This is a genomic window from Marinomonas communis (assembly GCF_004363305.1).
In the GTDB taxonomy this organism is placed as follows: Bacteria; Pseudomonadota; Gammaproteobacteria; order Pseudomonadales; family Marinomonadaceae; genus Marinomonas; species Marinomonas communis.
The window spans coordinates 244625-262394 of record NZ_SNZA01000002.1 but is presented as its reverse complement, the minus strand read 5'-3'; the positions used below and the strand labels follow the sequence as shown (position 1 = coordinate 262394).

Genomic DNA, 17770 nt, shown 5'->3' with positions numbered 1-17770 from the left:
GGTTTAGCGCTGCCATTGATAAAAGTGGTGCACCGGGCCGTGACCTTGACCAATCTGTAACTGGTTCGAGGCAACAATGGCACCGGTTAAATAGTCTTTGGCCTGCTGAACAGCCGACGTTAGATCCGCCCCTTGAGCAAGATATGAAGCAATCGCTGACGACAGCGTGCAGCCCGTGCCGTGGGTGTTTTGTGTATCAATGCGAGGCGTGGTGAAGGTTTGCACATCGCCATTTGTAATCAACCAATCGTTGCTGTCTGGCAAACTTTCAAGGTGTCCACCTTTTAGCAACACCGCTTTGGTTGGCAATTGCTGTAACGCTGGGATCAGCTCTCGTATAGCTTGTTCAGAGCCTGGAACGTTTGTGTTCAGCAGGGTAGCTGCTTCAGGCAGGTTGGGAGTAATCAGCGTGGCTAACGGCAGTAGCTCGTCTATTAGGGTTTGAATGGCGGTTTGTTGCAGCAATAAATCGCCACTGGTCGCCACCATCACTGGGTCGAGTACAATGTGTTTAGGTTGATATTGGCGCAGCTTGCGGGCGATAAGCTGAATGATCTCTGCATTGGCTAGCATGCCGATTTTGACCGCTTGCACGTTGAGATCGGTAAAGACCGCATCCAATTGTGCTGCGATATGATCTAGGGGAATGGCATGGACATCGGTTACCCCAAGGGTGTTTTGAGCCGTGGTCGCCGTGATCACCGTGCAGGCGTAACCGCCCGTGGCAGAGATGGCTTTGATATCGGCTTGAATGCCTGCACCACCGCCGCTGTCCGAGCCTGCGATGCTTAACGTAATAGGAGTGTTTGTCATGATATTCCCCTCGGACGAAGGGAAAACGGGGTGCGAGATGCGCAGGAGCCAGCGACAGAGGATTGAAACATCGCGGAACTCAACTAACATTGTCCCCATAGTTCCCTACGTCAGTGCTAACTGAATCAGGTTCAACGGGTCTCGCCTAAGCGATCTCAGCATTACTGCCCCCCGACTATGTGATCACGATGTTATCAGCTCTTTGCCTCAGACACTAGCTACCTATTGGGCCCTCGATTTTCGTACGACCGCGCTGCGCGCGGGAATAGTATAAACGTACGGAATATTGCTTAAACATGATTGGCCCCTTCCAATAAATACGCTAAGTTCACTAGCACAGATGCGCTCCGTTAGAAGGTTATGAACTTCTAAGGGGCTTATGACTGAATTGGACGTTACCTAGTGAAAGGAATTTTCGTATGGCATTTAGTGAACAAGAAAAAGCAGCGCTACTTGAAGTAAAAGGCGTTGGGCCTACCGTCGTGAAGCGTTTTGAGGAAGTCGGTATTGATTCTTTTTCGGAGCTGGCGAGATATGAGCCAAAGGAAATTGCTGAAATAGTTGCCTCAATGCTTAGAACTACCTGTTGGAAAAACAGTCCTCAAGCCCTATCAGCAGTCAAATCTGCGATAGAACGGGCAAGGCTAGGGCTGTGAAAATGTCCAGTTATAACACCCTATATGAATTCGATAGTTCTTGGAGGGTTACTTCCATCGCGATGACGCGGCCACTAGGTGAGTATGCCGTTAATCTTAGTGTGAGCTTTGCTAAGGCAGATGATGTCGTAAGCCTTGAGTTCCTTCGTATTGATGACCCCCAGAACATTATCGAATTAATGGATTTCCAGAATGTCACCGTGTCTGAAGAAGTGGACTCTGATAGAGACTTTTGCACGATCAAAGTGGAGTTAGTCGCGGACAGCTATGCAGAATTTTGGTGTGATGCCGTGTCGATGAAATCTACATTGTAAACTGCAATCTAAGTCCGCTATCTATGTTACCTTTCTGGATCACCACCATTCATCTTCGAGGTTCCCGATGATCTACCGAGCTTTTCATTCTTCTCAGCAAGCCGAAGTTGTTGGGCTTTTCTCGTCTGTATTTGCCGCTTCCGAAGGGGAAAAAGAAGGGGCGATGTTGGGGCATTTGACAGAGCAGTTGTCGTCGCTTTTAGATGACGAGTCGGTGTTAGGTTTTGCTGCTTACGAGGATGAAACGCTGGTTGGGGCGATTTTCTTTTCGCGCCTGCTGTTCGAAGCGCCAGTTTCGGTGTATATGCTATCGCCTGTGGCCGTGGCAACTGAACAGCAATGCCAAGGCGTTGGGCAGGCTCTGATTCAGTTTGGCTTGAATGCGTTGAAGGAACGTTCAGTGGAAGTAGTGATTACTTATGGCGATCCAGCTTACTACTCGAAAGTCGGCTTTGAGCCCTTGTCTGAGACAGTGATACAAGCTCCTGTAAAACTTTCTATGCCATTTGGCTGGCAGGGGCAGTCATTGAACGGGCAGCCTATCCCTGTGATGGCGGATCGACCCACTTGTGTGGAACCATTCAAAGACCCTGCTTATTGGTAAAGGCGAGAGTGAATCACTGAGACTTTTGCGCGTCGAGGGCTTTGATTTGTTCGTGCACTGCTTCGGCCTCCGCTGTCAGCATTGAGTAGGTTCTGATATCGCCTTTGCGCTGTGCTTGCATGGCCTGCTCAAGCAGTTCTGAATAACGCTTTTCAAGTTTCTTGGTCGGGTTAGATTTGAACAACGATAGCACTGAAGAGCTCCTTTATTTAAGTTGCCCTTGTTCTACGAGCTAGCGTCTAGTTTGGTTCAATTCTAAGTCCTTCCGTGTCTTGCTTTATCGTCATTTGGATAATTCGATAGGTGATTCAACCAGTGCGCTAGCGTATAGATAATCAATAGAGCAATCACTAACTCAATTGCCCTTAAGGCAATAGAGCTTAAGCCAAAGTCATTACCATAGTGCGCCACATAGAGTTGGTACGGTATCAAAAAGCCCATTAATGCGTCAGCGTGAATAGCGCGATCTCTTGGTTCGGAGTAATGACTCCACTTCAATATTAGATACACCATCAAAAAAGAGACGACAAAATAGGTGAATACATTGACTTCAGTGCCTGAGTACATAAATGAAGCGATTACCGCGAGGCTGCATCCTCCAACTTGAGATAGGATTTTTTCTGTGGCGTGTTGCTTCATATGTTCATGGGTAGGTTGCATCGCTGAGGTAATCAATGGAACTAAGCAAAACACCGCGCTGGTCACTTCATTAATCATGATGAAGGCCAAGCCGCCACCAACCAATATCAGCATTTTAAGGCGATCAGTGCCTGTGACAGGTTGAGAGACAACCGTAGGTTTAGGCGGGTGTGTTCTTATCGGCATTAAGTGATTGATAAGACTCGCTACAAGCGCAGCTAGCAGGGCGCTTAATATTACATCGCGGATGATATTGGGTATGGCTAAGGTGTAATCGCTGCTGCTGTGATAGGTCGTGATGAAGATGATCATAAACAGTGGCAGAGTGGCCATACGGATACGTAGATTATTGTCAGCGTGACGACGGACATGATCAAAGTACAATATGCTGCAAGTCCAGATAATAAATGGATGCGATGCGAACAGCTGATTTACAAATACCGCTCCGATGGCAGCGCATACTGAGGGTGCCAGGCGCTGCAATAGGTGATGGAAGTGCTTAGAGAAACTGGTCGTGGCAACAACTATCGCAAAAAGAACGACATAGACGCTGACGTCTAGGTGCAGCATTTTGCTCAGCATTAAGCACATCACAATGATAAGACTTTTGCGAATGAGCTCGTACATTAGTAGATGTATCTCATCCAGCTTAAAATTGTCATCCAAATGTCTGCCACATGATAGTCATCGCGGACCATGACGCTTGCGCGACTGCCAGCAACCAGTAGTGTTGGAGCTTGGTCGGTTTGGATTCGTACACGAATTTTTTGTTGCGGACGAATCCAGCGAGTTTCCTCTTCAACTTGCGCTAAGCTCGTTACTTGTTCCGCTCCTGTAGAGATGGCTGGATCGACTGAACGAATGTGGCCTAGAAATACTTGATTCGGATATGCATCGAAGACAATGTTTACCGCACGACCTTTGGTTAATGCAGGTAGCCCTTTTTCTGTGAAGTCTGCTGCAATCCATAGATCCTGTTGATTGACAATGTGGACTAGCGTATCTGATGGCGTGACGTACATGCCTTCTTGATAGGTAAGGTTGGTCACTGTGCCCGCTTTCGTAGCAACGATTTGTGTCAATTGCAGATTACGTTGGGCTGTTTTCAGGTCTGCTTTAGCGGCTTGTAACGTGGCCGCCTTAGTCTGCTTGTTCGCGGTAGCTTCATCTAGCTGTTCTTTACTAGCGGAAGCTGACTCGTATAAAGACTGAATCCGAGCTAAATAACGGTCTGCCTGCTGCCATTGGCCTTGGGCCAGAAGGACATTAGCTTGAGCTTTTTCCGCAGCCAGACTGTATTGACTGGAATCTAGCTCGAATAAAGGTTGTCCGACTGTTACCTGTTCACCTTCTTTTACCAGTACTTTCTCGATATGCCCTGATACTTCTGTTGAGATGTTTAGTGGGGCTATTTTTAGTCGCGCCTGGGTGGTAAAAGGTATTTCGTTATCGCTAATGACTAAAAAGATACTAAACGCAATCGCCAAAAACAGCACGACAGACGTTAGATAAGCATAAATATCGCGTTTCATGTGAGCTCGTTATCAAGAAATAGCCGCCAAGAGGCGTCCCATATGGAACGCCTCCTCGACGAGATTTGAGGAGAATTAGGCCAGCTGTTTGATCAAAGCTTGTGCGACCGCTTCTGAGCTGGCAGGGTTCTGGCCTGTAATCAAACGACCATCTTCAACCACGTGAGGCTGCCAGTCAGCGCCTTTTTCATAATGACCACCAAGACGAATGAATTCATCTTCGATCAAGAATGGCACCACATCAGTCAGCGCCACTCCCGCTTCCTCTCCGTTAGTAAAGCCAGTGACTTTACGCCCTTTTATAAGCGGCTCGCCGTTAGCTGCTTTCACATGACGCAGTACACCAGGCGCATGACAAACAAAGCTGATTGGCTTGCCTGCTTGTGCAAACGCTTCGATCAGGGCAATAGACTGATCTGACTCGGCAAGATCCCACAGAGGGCCATGACCGCCAGGGTAAAACACCGCATCAAAATCTGCCTGTGACACGTCTTCAAGTTTGACGGTGTTTGCTAGTACTTGTTGCGCCTGTTCGTCTTTTTTAAATCGCTCGGTAGCAGGGGTTTGAAAGTCAGGCAAATCACTTTTCGGGTCCAGAGGTGGCTGGCCACCCATAGGTGAAGCCAACACAAGTTGAGCACCTGCATCTAAAAAGGTGTAGTACGGTGCGGCAAACTCTTCTAACCAAAAGCCTGTTTTTTCTCCAGTGTTGCCCAGCTCATTATGTGATGTAAGAACCATTAAAATTTTCATGTAAACCTCTCTATCCTTTATCAATATGGGTGAATCAGTGATTAAAAAAAGCGTCTACGGCTGCTTGTTTGTCTGCATACGGTGCTCGTAAGCGAAGGTTTGATGCACCCGTTTCGCTTTGTACTACCACCGCTTTGGCATGAGAGAACTGGCGGAAGCCATGAATACCATGGTAAGCCCCCATTCCAGATGCGCCCACACCACCAAAAGGTAGCTCATCAATAGATACATGGGTCATAACGTCGTTGATGACCAGCGCCCCAGAAGTCGTTTGTTGCGCAAACGCTTGCTGTGCTGTGCTGTCCTCATTGAAGTAATAGGCGGCCAAAGGACGAGGGTGTTGATTAATATACTGAATTGCCTCGTCTTCTTCTTGATACAGACGAATGGGCAACAATGGGCCAAAGATTTCTTCCTGCATGATCGCCATATCGTCAGTTGCCCCAATCACCAAATGCGGAGCGATTTTACGGCTAGAGGCGTCGTAAGCTGGTTCATTTTGCGGCGCAAGATTGATGATCTCGCCGCCTTTTTGACGCGCATCTTCTAATAGATCGACTAAGCGCTGGTAATGGCGTTCGTTAATGATCGCGGTGTAATCGGTATTTTCTTGAATGCTTGGGAAGGTTTTTTCCATGAATTCTCGCGCTTGGTCTTTGAACGCTTGAGCTTGTTCTGTAGGCAGCAAAACATAATCTGGTGATAGGCAAATTTGACCAGCATTAAAGGATTTAATCGTTAATGTGCGTTCAACGGCTTTGCTCAGGTCAGCACCTTTGGCCACCATAACTGGTGACTTTCCGCCCAGCTCCAATGTCACTGGCACAAGGTTCTCTGCAGCAGCCCGCATCACATGCTTACCCACAGCGGTACTACCAGTAAAGACTAAATGATCGAAAGGTAAGTGGCTGAAAGCTTGGCCAACATCCGCATCCCCTAGTACGACGGTTAGCTCTTCAGGGCCGAAGTAACGGGCCACTAATTCAGCCAATAAATCTGAAGTCTTAGGTGTCAGCTCAGAAGGCTTCAACATGGCGCTATTGCCGGCTGCGAATACGCCAGCTAACGGTCCAAATGCTAAATTGATTGGAAAATTCCAAGGACTAATGACACCAACAACCCCTAATGGTTGAAATTGTATTTCTGTGCGCATTTCAGGGTCAGGTGAGGCAGTTTGTTCTGTCTTCATCCAAGTTTCTAGATTATCGATGGCGTGTTGCAACATCTTGCTGGTCGTTACCATATCGGCCACGTAAGACTGGTATAAGCTACGGTGCCCAAAATCTTCGCTCATCGCAGAAGCAATAGCTTTATGGTTATCACGGATTAATTTTATGCAGCGCTGCAAACGGTCTTTTCGTAACTCGACTGACGCTGGGCCAGAACGAAGTTGTTGGCGTTTCATGCTGCTGAGAATTTTCTCTAGCTCGTTTTGAATTGTTTCTTTTGACATACATCCCCCTGTAGTTGGATGGCTTGCTTTTAATGCCTACATCGTAGAAGCGATTGAGAGGAGAGGGGTAACAATGCTATTTTTCAGAGGGTATAAATAAATTTATGGGGTGTCGAAATGTCTCTTGCAAGAATGCGCACATTTATAGAAGTTTATCGCCAGCGCTCTATTAGCGGTGCAGCGCGTTCACTTAATTTGACGCAACCTGCTGTATCGCAACACATTGCGGGACTGGAGGTTGCCATTGGGCGACCTTTATTTGAACGTTCCTCTAGTGGCGTTGAGCCTACCTCCACAGCCGATGAATTAGCCATGGACATTGGTGATAAGCTGGAAGCAGCAGAGGCGGCTTTGGCCTCAGCAAGAGCACGATCAATGGACATCTCTGGAGTCTTGCAAATAGTCGGACATGCGGATTTTATGGCTGAGATACTCAGTGTACAGATGCTACCGTTATTGGAATCGGGGGTGAAAATTCGTATGCATACTGGTAACGGCAGCATGGTGTCGAGCATGTTGCTTGAGGGGCATTGTGATTTGGGGGTCTCTGCACATCCTGTTTTAGATGATCGTTTGAAAAGTGAGCTGATTTATACCAGTAAAGTACTCCCAGTGGCCGCTCCCAGTGTCGTAAAGCGCATCATGTCAGCACAAGACTTTGGCGAAGCGATTCGTGCCGAGTCTTTATTGGCTTATAACTTGGAATTATCGTTGATCGAACCTTGGTTGCTAAAAAATCAAATTAGTATTGCGTCGTTGGTCCCTGCTGTTGTGAGTCAAGATCTGCGTGCCCAGCGTAAGTTGCTGGCACAAGGTTTTGGTTGGTCCGTAATGCCGGAGTTCTTATGTCAGCAGCAAATTGCTCAGGGCGAACTTATGGAGATTCCTTCGCCAGTTGGCACCCGTGACATTCATTATTATTTAATTTGGTTACCGAGTGCTTTACGCCAAGTCCGAGTTGCCCATGCAAGACAGACCTTGCTTACTCAATTAAGGTCACTATGACACCTCAATATACCCCATTAGCCCCGTCTTGAGGTGCTCTATCACATGACAGTGGTACATCCAGCGGCCTGGGTTGTCAGCAACAAAAGCGATTCTCGCGGTTTCATTTTGGCCTAGTAACACTGTGTCGGTGTGAAACGGTTCGATACGTTGTTTATTGGAATCTAAAACGGTGAAGGTGTGGCCGTGTAGGTGGATCGGGTGGTGGTATTGAGTCAGGTTGGCTAACTCAAAGATGTAGGTTTTGCCCTGTTCTAATCGGGCGAGTGGTTCAGGAATGTGCTTCGCTGACATGCCGTCCCATGCTTTGCGGTTGATGGTCCAGAAGCGGTAATTGACCTTGCCGTCTTTTTTCACTGGGTTGATGGAGGCATCCCATTCAAACGCGAATTGAATGGTCTCGGCATTGTCGAGGTCAGGCGTTGGAATCGGGTTTAAAGGTAAGCGCGGCAGAGCTCGACGTTGCTTGCTTTCGCCAACGGTTTTAAAGCGTACTAGCACTTCGTGTTTATGGTACAAGGTGACGATCTGGTCCGCTTCATCGGGGGCAATAAAGCCTAGATCCAAACGCATACCTGGGCCCATTAAGTGCTGTTGCAGCGGACGAGGTGTTGCGATGGGGTTGCCATCAACGGTGACAATAGTGAGGTCGCTGCCGTCGCCGCGAATGTTGTAAGTCAGCGTGTTATCAATGTTTACGAGGCGAGCGCGGATCGCTCCGCCAGTAGGGATGTAATAGGTTGGCGCGACTTTGCCATTTACGGTCATCAAGCGCCCTGGCGTGCCCATACGAAAAGCATTGCGTGGAGTCGTCAACGCAGTGAAAGAACCATCGTCGCGGATATGCCAGTTTTTCAATCCCATTACCACATCTGCATCAAAGCCCGGATCTTCGGCTTCGTCCACGATAAACGCTCCAACTAAGCCTTTGCCAAGCTGTTCAACACTGTTCATATGTGGGTGATACCAGAAGGTGCCCGCGTCAGGTGGCGTGAACTCGTAGTCAAAGGTTTCCCCCGGCATAATCGGTGCTTGGCTCAAAAAGGGCACACCGTCCATCGCAATCGGAATGCGCAACCCATGCCAATGGATCGTCGTGGGTTCTGCGAGCTTATTCACCACACGGATGCGCACGGGCTGATGCTGCTTGGCACGGATCACCGGCGCAGGAAAATGCCCATTAAAACACCAAGCAGGGGTATTGCCATCCGGCGCGATGCGCACATCGGCAGGTGCGACGATGAGCTCATAATCAAAGCCCTCACTTGGTGTCGCTAAAAGGATGTTTGGCATAGCACCCAGCGTTAACAGCGCTGAGCTGGACTTTAGAAATTGACGGCGATCCATGGAGACACTCCTGTGTTAGCAAGGGCAAAATCATTTCACAAATGAAAACAACTCTCAATAACGGCACTTGTTTCTGCATCAAACTATTGATCTTAGACGCCATAAATCGTGTGCTAAGCATTGGGAGATGGCGTGATTTGCATAGCAGTGAGGTGAAATGCCCGCTAACATGGCCATGACAAAATAAGGAGATGGTTATGGATTGGATTAAGTGGAGCATGGGCGGTGCAGCGATGGTGCTTGCGATTGCGGGCTTTGTACCTTACATCGTGCAGGTCTTAAATGGACGTGTAAAACCGCATGTGTTTTCTTGGCTTATCTGGGGCCTGACTACGACGATCGTCTTCTTTGCACAGCTGCAAGCGGATGGCGGTATTGGCGCTTGGCCAATTGGCGTGTCTGGCTTTATCACCCTGTATGTCGCGTTTCTAGCCTATTTAAAGCGAGGGGATGCCTCCTCCACGGTATTAGATTGGTGGTTTTTGGCTGCGGCACTCGCGTCTTTGCCTCTCTGGTATCTCACCCAAGACCCTTTGTGGGCGGTCATCATACTTACGGTCGTGGATGTGCTAGGTTTTGGTCCCACTGCTCGAAAAGCCTATCACTATCCGTTTGAAGAAAGTCGAGCCTTTTTCTTGTTAATCATCTTACGTAATGCCTGCGCAATCATCGCGTTAGAGGCGTATTCCCTTGCCACCGTGTTATTCCCATTTGTGATGGCGCTTGCCTGTGTGTTGCTATTGGCCATGATGCAATATCGACGACTCAGGTTAGCTCAATCCATTGTTTCATAGATTTTACAGATTAACTTACAAAGGCGATGTAATTGCGCCTGCGCACTATCACTGTCTACCTCATGATAGAGAGGCCAGCCGCAGTTAATTCTGAAGCAATCGTTGTAATCAGGATGCGTGCTAAAACAGCTGCCGCGGCGAATATCGATGCCTTGTTGTAATGCTTGTTCAGCGAGAGCATTGGTATCTAAATTTGGAATACGTAGCCACAGTACAAGTCCTCCTTGCGGGGCGCTGATTTGCGTGGAGTCTGGTAAATGCTCGCTTAAGAGCTGTCGATACTGATGCATTTGTGACTGCAAAATGGGCCTGAGCGCGTTGAGGTGTCGACGGTAATCGCCGCACAACAAAAACTCTGCGATGCAGGCTTGGACCAAGCTGTTGACCCCCATGCTAGTGCTGTGATGCTGTTGGTAAAACCGATCAAAATAGCGCCCAGGTAAACACCAACCAAGGCGTAAACCTGGAGCGAGCGTCTTTGAGATGGAGCTGCACCATAGAATATAACCCTCCTTATCCCAGTATTTCGCAGGTAGAGGTTGAGCCTTGTCGTGGCTAAGCTCAAAGTAGACATCATCTTCAATTACTGGTGTTTGATATTGAGCTGCAAGCTTTGCGATGGCTTGCTTTTGGTCGGTGGGCAACGTAATACCGAGAGGGTTTATGTGAGTGGTGCTTAATAACGCCGCAGAGACTTTTTGTTCCGCAAAGCAGGCTTCGAGTAGGCTGAGATCAATGCCCTCATGGGTAACGGGGATTTCGATAATCTGACGCTGTAAGGTGGATAAAAGATCGAGTAGGCCGCTAAAGCAAGGCGAGCAGACGGCGATGGTGTCGTTTGGCTTGCTTACGCTTTCCAGAGCGATCCGTACTGATTCTAAGCAGGAGTTAGTGATGACTAGCTCCTCGGGGTTAAAGGCAAAATGCTGGTCTCTAAAATGTTCCGAGAGGGCATTACGCAAGCTGGCAGCACCTTGAGACTCTGGGTAGCGAAACATACTCTGGCTAGCCCGTTGGGTGACGCGTTTAATGGTTCGAGTTAGGTCCGTTTCTGGCAGTAACTCGGGCGCAAGCAAAGAGGTTCCAAGTGGAGCAAAGCCCGTCACTGCAGCATCATAACCTTGCTGTGGCGCAAAGTGGCTTGGATCTCGGGGGACTAAAGACTGACTAGAGAGAGCTGGGAACGCAGTCTTTTTGCTTCGATTGGCAACGAAGTAGCCTGCTTGAGGGCGCGCGTAAATCCAGCCTCGATCTTCCAAGTACGCATAGGCTTTTCCGGCGGTCGTCAAACTGATCGATTGCTGTTTAGCCAATTTCCTAAGAGCAGGCAGGCGAGAACCAGTTGGTAAACGCTCACTTATGATATCGTCAATAAACGTCTGGGCGAGCGTTTCATATAAAGTCATCGTACGACCAGACCCTTTCAAAATGCGGTTGTTAAAATTGTACTCTTAATTTTATTAAAAATTGAATCTGCTCTCTTGGCAAGCATCGTCTCATACTTTGTCCTCATTCGGATCAGAACGGCTTAATAAACGAGAGGGCCATATCATGAATCAAAGAGACAGTTTGTTGCTGGTGTTACTGATGGCGCTGTGGGGCTTTAACTTTAGCGTGATCAAGCTGGGGGTGAACGATATCGATCCCTTTTTACTAACTGCGTTGCGCTTTACCCTAGCTGTATTACCGCTGATCTTCTTTATTCGCCGTCCCAATGTGCCGTGGCGTTATTTGATGGCGTATGGCTTAACCTTTGGCGTTGGGGTTTGGGGCTTGACCACCTTGTCCGTTGGTGCGGGCGTTTCCTCTGGCTTGGCCTCCTTGCTGTTGGATATGAGTGTGATCAGTAGCTTGTTAGTGGGTCGTTACTTACTCAAAGAACAAGTCACCGTGAGTAAAGTTCTAGGCACGATACTCGCTTTGATAGGCTTGGGCATAATTATCTGGAACCAAGACGGCACCATGACGGTGCTAGGGTTAGCCTTGGTACTCAGCGCTTCGGTGTTTTGGAGCGTGAATGGCTTAATCGTCAAACGCTCGGGAACCCGCGAAATCTTTGCCTTTAATATTTGGGGTATGGCCTTTGCTCCGGTTCCATTACTGCTGTTAGCGATGGCTGTCAGTGGCCCAAGCTCAGTGGCGCAATCCATCATGAACATCAACAGCTCTGTGCTGTTCTCCGCTGCTTTCCAAGCTTACCCAACGACACTGCTTGGCTACTGGTTCTGGAACAAAATGATCGTCAAATACTCCGTATCAAGCGTCGCTCCTATGACCTTGCTAGTGCCGGTATTTGCCCTAATCGGCGGCTATCTTTTCTTTGGTGAAAGCCTCGATGCGGCGCAGTCTATCGCCGCATTAGTGATCCTGCTAGGTGTCGCAGTGAGCGAAATCAAACTGCCGAAGAGGCGGGTAATAGTGAAAGTTGGGTAGATATTGAAGGGGTCAGATTCCTGCAAAGCTTTACGTCACTGAAACTACGGTATGTAAGGAGTCTGACCCCTGTTAGTGGGATGATAAAATTAGTGAAATCACATGATTAATTAAGTGCTTACTATCGAAGGACAACCCATGATGCTTTTAGCAAAGACCCCCTCACCCCCTTACTATGCGGTGATTTTTACATCGGTTCGAACAGCTGGTGATAACGGCTACGGTGAGGTCGCGGACAAGATGGTCACGCTTGCTGAGCAGCAGCCAGGCTTTTTAGGGATGGAGTCAGCGCGGGAGGACGTGGGAGTCACTGTCTCCTACTGGCAAGACTTGGATTCGATTAAGCAATGGAAGCAAAATGTAGAGCATTTAGGCGCTCAGAAAATGGGCCGTGAGCAATGGTATGAAACCTTCAAAGTTCGTATTGCAAAGGTAGAGCGAGATTACGGCCTTTAGGAGTATGCAGGCATTTCAATTGTCTCTGTTTCTCGTAATATAAATAAACGCTGAAATATTCTAGTTATTTATATGGAGTGCCACCCAGATGCATAAGTTGTCCCCTAGAACACTAGAGTATTTAAATGCTATTGCGCGTTATAAAACTCTAAGGAAGGCCGCTGCTCGTCTGAATATTGACCCTTCCGCGGTGAGTCGGCAAATTTCACAGCTGGAAGCGACGCTTAGGTTGCCTGTATGGGACCGTACAAATAATCGAAACCCGATCACGCCTGCTGGAGAAGAGTTACTTCAGTATTATCGAAAGATGACGTCTAGTGAGCAGGCGACGCTTTCTCGCATTGATGATCTGCTAAACCTTCGTACTGGGGAGGTTAGAATAGCGGTGGGGGAAGGTATCTTAGGTGACTTAATCTCTTCTTCTCTACAGTCTTTTCTTGAACTTCACAAAGACATTCAGTTAACGGTTGAAATGGCTGGGGCGCAAGATGCTGTTCAGTTACTACAGGAAGAGCATATTGATTTTGCTTTAACGTATGCCTCTGTGAACCATCCAAAATTGTTTTGTCATTTAGAAACTAATCACCCGTTAGAACTCATCGTACCCTTTGGTCATGAACTAACAAGAGCAAAAGAGCCTGTCACGTTTGAGGAGCTGACACATTACCCAATGGCGTTAATAGATAAGTCTACAGGCATGGGACGTCTGGTGACTCTTTGCGAAGAAATTCATCATCAAAAACTAGTGCCGCGACTCAGGTCTAACTCTGTAGCTGCTTTGAAAAACTTTGTTGTGTCTGGGCTGGGGATTACATTCATGCCCTTGCAAACGGTGCATGACGAGATCGCGAGTCATAAGATAGAAGTGGTTCCAATGCACAACCCAATTTTTGAGCAGGCTAAAGTCAGAGTATTGAGTTTAGAGGGGAGAGAGTTGACCTTAGCGGCCCAAGCGTTACTTGAACACTTATCTGAAACCATGAATTTTCTGCATGATTAGAGAAACTACTGTGTGGACTAAAAATCAACACTTTGACTATTGTGGTGTCAACATATCAAGGATAACGTCTTAAAGGTGCTACAAAAAAATGACATAGCCGCCAAAGATAATGATCGCTCAAGGTGACAAAAGGACGAAATAATGAACATGCTAAACAAACTTGCGTTGACAAAATCTATGCTCAAGCCTCTTGCAACAGGGCTTGCTCTAACAGCCTTATCCGCTTCTATTCATGCTCAAACAATTAATCTTAGTTATAACGGTGCACCTGACGCAGACAAGAATGCAGTGCACCTGTTTGCCTCAAATCTACAGCAACTAGTAGCTAAAAAAACGGATGGAGAGCTTGAATTAAAATTGTATCCGAACAGTATGCTTGGGGAAGAAGAAGAGCGCATGGAGCAGGTGCTAAACACGCCGAGCTTGAATATCGCATCATTTGGTGGCGTCTCTCCGCTGTTTCCTGAAATTTTTGTTAGTTCTATTCCATTCCTGTTTTCTGATTTCGATCATGCCCGCCAGTTTTTTGATGAGGGCCAATATTGGCAAGAAGCTAAAGAAGCTTTTTATGAGCGTACGGGTGGCCATTTGTTGGCGGTCGTTGAAGAAGGTGGCTTTCTAGCGTTTACCAATAATGAGCGCCCTATCAAATCTCCAAAAGACTTCGATGGTTTACGTTTTCGTGCGATGGATAAGAGTCAAGTAGCACTTTATGAAGCCTTTGGGGCTTCTGGAACGCCAATCCCTTGGACAGAAGTTTACTTATCTTTAAAAACCGGCGTTGCTGATGGCCAGATGAACCCGCCAATGTACATTATTCTTGGCAGCTTATTCGAAGTTCAAAAATACGCAACTCTTGCTAACGTTCAATACTCTGACCAATTTTTAGTTGCAAACGATGAACTGCTTAAGTCGCTTTCCGATAGTGAGCGAGAAGCCTTGGAAGAGGCGGTGAAAGAAGCTAATGATATCAACCGTAAAGCGGTACAGAGTCAGGTAGAAGAGCGTATTGCCTTCCTTGAGGAGAAAGGCATGGACGTATATCGACCTACAGCTTCGGAGCTGCAACAGTTTCAAGAGATTGGACAGCCTTCGTACTTGAAATGGTTGCAAGAAGAAGGGATTGACCAAAAGTGGATTGATCTCGCCTTTAAAGACGCAGGCGTTCAAAAGTAAGACTTGTTCAAAGGCGCTCTAGGGCGCCTTTCTTTAGAGGTTCGTATGAAGTTTCAGTTTCTCTGTGAGCGGTTGTATCGCTTATTTCTGCTCTGCTCTGTCAGTATTTTGGCGTTGAATGTGTTGATTATTCTGTACAGTGTTTTCACTCGATATGCACTCAATCATTCCCCCATTTGGTCTGATGAATTATCTCGTTATGCCATTGTTGCCAGCGTGATGTTGGCAGTGTCTTGTGCCTACGTTGATGGGAGGCACATGAGGGTTTCTATTATTGAGCAATCTGTCTCACAAACGCCACGTCGTTTAATTGAGTTATACCAATGGTTGGTTGTGACGGCCGTTTCTCTTTTCTTCGCGTATGTCAGTTTTAAATACGCGTTATCGTTAAGTAAATTCACAAGTATGGGATTAAGTATCAGTAAAACCATTCCCCTTATGTCTCTACCTGTTGGGTTTATATCTTTATTTCTAATGTCATCCCTACAGGGGCCATTTAAAAAGCCAACCAACGAGGGTGAAATATGTTAGTTGCCCTAATCGGTACGTTTTTACTCAACCTTATTTTAGGTGTGCCTTTATTTATCTGTTTAATGTTGGCAGCCATCGTAGGGTTTTATTTTGTAGATTTTTCACTCGTATTTCGCATATTGCCACAGCAATTTTTTGGCGGGATTAATTCGTTTGCATTGATGGCTATTCCGCTCTTTATCTTTGCTGGCAATTTGATGAACTCCTCTGGACTAACCACTCAACTGATTCGTCTTGCAAACTCTTTAGTGGGACATCTACGAGGTGGGCTAGGTTATGTCAATGTTGTCTCTAGTGTGTTTTTTGCTGGCGTCAATGGCTCTGCGGTTGCAGACACCTCTGCTTTAGGCTCCTTATTAGTTCCAGCGATGAAAAAAGAAGGGTATAGCACGAGCTATGCTGCAGGATTGACAGCTGCCAGCTCTCTAATCGGCCCGATTATTCCACCAAGCATATTTATGATTCTGTATGCGTCTCTTACGAATACATCAGTGGGAGATTTATTTCTTGCGGGTGTGATTCCAGGCCTACTGTTGGGCGGTGCCTTTGTAGCGATGAACTATCTGTATGTGCGAAAGGCTGGGATACAAAGCCAAAATGAAAGGTCCACTCTGCGGGGCATTTTAACGGCATTCTGGTTTTCTGCCCCTGCGCTGATTGCCCCATTTATTATTGTAGCCAGTATTGTATTCGGGTTTGTAACACCCACTGAATCTGGTGCTTTAATCGTTGCTTATGCGTTGATTCTAGGGATGATCAACCGTACTTTAAACTGGCAAAAGTTAAAAGAAGCGCTCGTAGATACCGCTCTATTAAGTTGCTCTATCTTTGTCATCATTGCAGCTTCAGCTGTCGTGAGTTGGTTACTGGCTTATGCCCAGTTACCTAATCAACTAGTTGAGTATTTGGCGCCTTTTAAAAATAACCCAACTATGGTGTTACTGATATTAAGTTTGATTACTTTCTTTATCGGTATGCTGATGGAAGAAGTGTCTGCCTTGATGTTACTGACTCCGGTCTTTTTTCCTGTAGCAATTGCATCAGGAATCGATCCTGTTCATTTAGGCGTGGTTATTACTGTTAATATTACGATTGCATTGATCACTCCTCCAATGGGTGCCTGTGTATTTGTGGCTGCTGCCGTTAGTAAATTACAAATCAGTGAGATGTTTAAAAGCATCTGGCCGTTTGTATTGGTTGCGGTGTTTGTTCAGATCTTCGTTATTTGCTTTCCAGCGTTAACATTATCATTACCGGGGATATTTCAGTGAACAATGATCTAGTGGATATGAAAATTCCTGCAACTGATGATTTCTCCTGGGTTGATTACAAAAGCATTCCAATTGTCGACAATGGAGAGCGTCTAATTCCTTTGAGTACATCTCAGCATCTCGTGACCTACCCATTTTACGCAAAAATGGGTATAGCAAATGCGATACCTGAATGCTTTGTTCGCGAGACTGTTTTTGAAAAGCTTCACCACGCTGCGAGAGCTCTGCCAGATTGCTTTAAGCTTGTAGTATTGGATGGTTGGCGACCGTTCTCTGTACAACAACATTTCTTCGATAGCTTAATTAATATTTTGCGGAAGTCATTCCCGAACCACGATGAACAGCATTTATTTAATCAAGCAAAGAGTCTTGTATCACCGCCAAGCAGCGATAAGCTTTCTCCTAGTCCTCATTTAACTGGCGGGTCTGTAGATGTCACATTGTGTGACACAAATGGACGTCTTTTAGATATGGGAACGGAATTTGATGAAGCTAGTAAGTTATCTTGGACGGATGCATTTGAAAACCTTCAAGGCCATGAGCAAGCTCGATTTAATCGACGTGTTCTATATCATGCAATGATGGCTGCGGGGTTTACAAACTTACCTAGTGAGTGGTGGCATTTCGACTATGGAAATCAATTATGGTCATACCGTAAAAACCAATCTGAAGCTTTTTATGGTATCTCAAAGCCTCGCGATATTATTAAGCAGTGGGAAAACGAAATAGTTGATAATCAATTTATCTGATGTTTTAGCAGGGCTTCATTGCCTACAGACACCTTGCTTTGTATCAGGTGTTGGTACTACTTATCTTCTCAATTAATTTTCGCGTAACTCAGCTGCTTCCCTTCTCAAAAATCGGCGCTTTTAGGCATGTCTTTAGTATGTGTTTTGTATTATAAAAAGCATCCTTTCAGCGCTCCGATGAGTGTTTATAAAAACAATATTGAAAGTGTTCGAAGCCTTAGTATTTGGGCTTTGTGAATGGTGT

At 46.6% G+C, this 17770-nt stretch carries 20 protein-coding genes and 1 riboswitch; of the genes, 12 read left to right on the top strand and 8 right to left on the bottom strand.

What is annotated here, in order from left to right:
* Positions 1-3: 3 nt before the first annotated feature.
* Complete coding sequence (thiD, locus tag C8D85_RS07700) at positions 4-813, bottom strand: bifunctional hydroxymethylpyrimidine kinase/phosphomethylpyrimidine kinase (protein ID WP_133561316.1); 810 nt, start codon at positions 811-813, stop codon at positions 4-6.
* An 85-nt stretch (positions 814-898) separates the two neighbouring features.
* Positions 899-997: riboswitch (TPP riboswitch) on the bottom strand.
* A gap of 235 nt (positions 998-1232) precedes the next feature.
* Between thiD and C8D85_RS07695 the strand changes: the two genes are divergently transcribed.
* From C8D85_RS07695 to C8D85_RS07685, 3 genes are all read left to right on the top strand, one after another.
* Positions 1233-1469: a helix-hairpin-helix domain-containing protein gene (locus tag C8D85_RS07695; RefSeq protein WP_133561314.1), complete on the top strand. Its 237-nt coding sequence runs from the start codon at positions 1233-1235 to the stop codon at positions 1467-1469.
* A 2-nt stretch (positions 1470-1471) separates the two neighbouring features.
* Positions 1472-1783, top strand: a complete 312-nt coding sequence (locus tag C8D85_RS07690; RefSeq protein ID WP_133561312.1) for a hypothetical protein — start codon at positions 1472-1474, stop codon at positions 1781-1783.
* 67 nt (positions 1784-1850) lie between these two features.
* Entirely contained in the window at positions 1851-2387 is a 537-nt protein-coding gene (locus C8D85_RS07685) for a GNAT family N-acetyltransferase (protein WP_133561310.1), read from the top strand.
* A gap of 13 nt (positions 2388-2400) precedes the next feature.
* On the opposite strand, the gene C8D85_RS07680 is transcribed toward C8D85_RS07685, so the two are convergent.
* From C8D85_RS07680 to C8D85_RS07660, 5 genes are all read right to left on the bottom strand, one after another.
* Entirely contained in the window at positions 2401-2580 is a 180-nt protein-coding gene (locus tag C8D85_RS07680; protein ID WP_133561308.1) for a DUF6435 family protein, read from the bottom strand.
* 62 nt (positions 2581-2642) lie between these two features.
* Entirely contained in the window at positions 2643-3653 is a 1011-nt protein-coding gene (locus tag C8D85_RS07675; RefSeq protein ID WP_133561306.1) for a DUF2955 domain-containing protein, read from the bottom strand.
* A complete protein-coding gene (locus tag C8D85_RS07670) occupies positions 3653-4558 on the bottom strand; it encodes an efflux RND transporter periplasmic adaptor subunit (protein ID WP_133561304.1) in 906 nt (301 codons plus the stop codon). Before C8D85_RS07670 ends, C8D85_RS07675 begins: the two co-directional genes overlap by 1 nt.
* Before the next feature lie 75 nt (positions 4559-4633).
* Positions 4634-5311 carry a type 1 glutamine amidotransferase domain-containing protein gene (locus C8D85_RS07665; protein ID WP_133561302.1) on the bottom strand — a complete coding sequence of 226 codons (678 nt, stop codon included), beginning with the start codon at positions 5309-5311 and terminating at the stop codon, positions 4634-4636.
* A gap of 34 nt (positions 5312-5345) precedes the next feature.
* A complete protein-coding gene (locus C8D85_RS07660) occupies positions 5346-6764 on the bottom strand; it encodes a coniferyl aldehyde dehydrogenase (protein WP_133561300.1) in 1419 nt (472 codons plus the stop codon).
* A gap of 117 nt (positions 6765-6881) precedes the next feature.
* On the opposite strand from C8D85_RS07660, the gene C8D85_RS07655 reads away from it, so the two are divergent.
* Positions 6882-7769: a LysR family transcriptional regulator gene (locus tag C8D85_RS07655; RefSeq protein ID WP_133561298.1), complete on the top strand. Its 888-nt coding sequence runs from the start codon at positions 6882-6884 to the stop codon at positions 7767-7769.
* Here C8D85_RS07655 and C8D85_RS07650 read toward each other — a convergent pair.
* On the bottom strand, positions 7764-9116 hold the full coding sequence (locus C8D85_RS07650; protein ID WP_133561296.1) for a multicopper oxidase family protein: 1353 nt from the start codon (positions 9114-9116) through the stop codon (positions 7764-7766). The genes C8D85_RS07655 and C8D85_RS07650 overlap by 6 nt on opposite strands.
* A gap of 197 nt (positions 9117-9313) precedes the next feature.
* Between C8D85_RS07650 and C8D85_RS07645 the strand changes: the two genes are divergently transcribed.
* Complete coding sequence (locus C8D85_RS07645) at positions 9314-9910, top strand: hypothetical protein (RefSeq protein WP_133561294.1); 597 nt, start codon at positions 9314-9316, stop codon at positions 9908-9910.
* On the opposite strand, the gene C8D85_RS07640 is transcribed toward C8D85_RS07645, so the two are convergent.
* Positions 9892-11316 (bottom strand): aminotransferase-like domain-containing protein, encoded by a 1425-nt coding sequence (locus tag C8D85_RS07640; protein WP_133561292.1) that lies wholly within the window; start codon positions 11314-11316, stop codon positions 9892-9894. The two genes, C8D85_RS07645 and C8D85_RS07640, sit on opposite strands and share 19 nt — an antisense overlap.
* A 145-nt stretch (positions 11317-11461) precedes the next feature.
* Between C8D85_RS07640 and C8D85_RS07635 the strand changes: the two genes are divergently transcribed.
* The 7 genes from C8D85_RS07635 (at position 11462) to C8D85_RS07605 (ending at position 17526) form a co-directional block, all read left to right on the top strand.
* Positions 11462-12343 carry an EamA family transporter gene (locus tag C8D85_RS07635; protein WP_133561290.1) on the top strand — a complete coding sequence of 294 codons (882 nt, stop codon included), beginning with the start codon at positions 11462-11464 and terminating at the stop codon, positions 12341-12343.
* Positions 12344-12481: 138 nt separating this feature from the next.
* Positions 12482-12799 carry an antibiotic biosynthesis monooxygenase family protein gene (locus tag C8D85_RS07630; RefSeq protein WP_133561288.1) on the top strand — a complete coding sequence of 106 codons (318 nt, stop codon included), beginning with the start codon at positions 12482-12484 and terminating at the stop codon, positions 12797-12799.
* Between the two features lie 88 nt (positions 12800-12887).
* Positions 12888-13799 carry a LysR family transcriptional regulator gene (locus tag C8D85_RS07625; protein WP_133561286.1) on the top strand — a complete coding sequence of 304 codons (912 nt, stop codon included), beginning with the start codon at positions 12888-12890 and terminating at the stop codon, positions 13797-13799.
* Between the two features lie 177 nt (positions 13800-13976).
* Positions 13977-14975 carry a TRAP transporter substrate-binding protein gene (locus tag C8D85_RS07620; protein ID WP_425324507.1) on the top strand — a complete coding sequence of 333 codons (999 nt, stop codon included), beginning with the start codon at positions 13977-13979 and terminating at the stop codon, positions 14973-14975.
* A 45-nt stretch (positions 14976-15020) separates the two neighbouring features.
* Positions 15021-15506 (top strand): TRAP transporter small permease, encoded by a 486-nt coding sequence (locus C8D85_RS07615; RefSeq protein WP_133561282.1) that lies wholly within the window; start codon positions 15021-15023, stop codon positions 15504-15506.
* The gene (locus tag C8D85_RS07610; RefSeq protein ID WP_133561280.1) at positions 15500-16777 is read left to right on the top strand and encodes a TRAP transporter large permease; all 1278 of its coding nucleotides are present in this window, start codon (positions 15500-15502) and stop codon (positions 16775-16777) included. Before C8D85_RS07615 ends, C8D85_RS07610 begins: the two co-directional genes overlap by 7 nt.
* Complete coding sequence (locus tag C8D85_RS07605) at positions 16774-17526, top strand: M15 family metallopeptidase (protein ID WP_244936960.1); 753 nt, start codon at positions 16774-16776, stop codon at positions 17524-17526. Before C8D85_RS07610 ends, C8D85_RS07605 begins: the two co-directional genes overlap by 4 nt.
* Positions 17527-17770: the final 244 nt, after the last annotated feature.

What these genes read in the sequence shown, in the direction of transcription:
- thiD (WP_133561316.1), bottom strand. Translation starts at nt 813, where the DNA reads ATGACAAACACTCCTATTACGTTAAGCATCGCAGGCTCGGACAGCGGC.
- C8D85_RS07695 (WP_133561314.1), top strand. Translation starts at nt 1,233, where the DNA reads ATGGCATTTAGTGAACAAGAAAAAGCAGCGCTACTTGAAGTAAAAGGC.
- C8D85_RS07690 (WP_133561312.1), top strand. Translation starts at nt 1,472, where the DNA reads ATGTCCAGTTATAACACCCTATATGAATTCGATAGTTCTTGGAGGGTT.
- C8D85_RS07685 (WP_133561310.1), top strand. Translation starts at nt 1,851, where the DNA reads ATGATCTACCGAGCTTTTCATTCTTCTCAGCAAGCCGAAGTTGTTGGG.
- C8D85_RS07675 (WP_133561306.1), bottom strand. Translation starts at nt 3,653, where the DNA reads ATGTACGAGCTCATTCGCAAAAGTCTTATCATTGTGATGTGCTTAATG.
- C8D85_RS07670 (WP_133561304.1), bottom strand. Translation starts at nt 4,558, where the DNA reads ATGAAACGCGATATTTATGCTTATCTAACGTCTGTCGTGCTGTTTTTG.
- C8D85_RS07665 (WP_133561302.1), bottom strand. Translation starts at nt 5,311, where the DNA reads ATGAAAATTTTAATGGTTCTTACATCACATAATGAGCTGGGCAACACT.
- C8D85_RS07660 (WP_133561300.1), bottom strand. Translation starts at nt 6,764, where the DNA reads ATGTCAAAAGAAACAATTCAAAACGAGCTAGAGAAAATTCTCAGCAGC.
- C8D85_RS07655 (WP_133561298.1), top strand. Translation starts at nt 6,882, where the DNA reads ATGTCTCTTGCAAGAATGCGCACATTTATAGAAGTTTATCGCCAGCGC.
- C8D85_RS07650 (WP_133561296.1), bottom strand. Translation starts at nt 9,116, where the DNA reads ATGGATCGCCGTCAATTTCTAAAGTCCAGCTCAGCGCTGTTAACGCTG.
- C8D85_RS07645 (WP_133561294.1), top strand. Translation starts at nt 9,314, where the DNA reads ATGGATTGGATTAAGTGGAGCATGGGCGGTGCAGCGATGGTGCTTGCG.
- C8D85_RS07640 (WP_133561292.1), bottom strand. Translation starts at nt 11,316, where the DNA reads ATGACTTTATATGAAACGCTCGCCCAGACGTTTATTGACGATATCATA.
- C8D85_RS07635 (WP_133561290.1), top strand. Translation starts at nt 11,462, where the DNA reads ATGAATCAAAGAGACAGTTTGTTGCTGGTGTTACTGATGGCGCTGTGG.
- C8D85_RS07630 (WP_133561288.1), top strand. Translation starts at nt 12,482, where the DNA reads ATGATGCTTTTAGCAAAGACCCCCTCACCCCCTTACTATGCGGTGATT.
- C8D85_RS07625 (WP_133561286.1), top strand. Translation starts at nt 12,888, where the DNA reads ATGCATAAGTTGTCCCCTAGAACACTAGAGTATTTAAATGCTATTGCG.
- C8D85_RS07620 (WP_425324507.1), top strand. Translation starts at nt 13,977, where the DNA reads ATGCTCAAGCCTCTTGCAACAGGGCTTGCTCTAACAGCCTTATCCGCT.
- C8D85_RS07615 (WP_133561282.1), top strand. Translation starts at nt 15,021, where the DNA reads ATGAAGTTTCAGTTTCTCTGTGAGCGGTTGTATCGCTTATTTCTGCTC.
- C8D85_RS07610 (WP_133561280.1), top strand. Translation starts at nt 15,500, where the DNA reads ATGTTAGTTGCCCTAATCGGTACGTTTTTACTCAACCTTATTTTAGGT.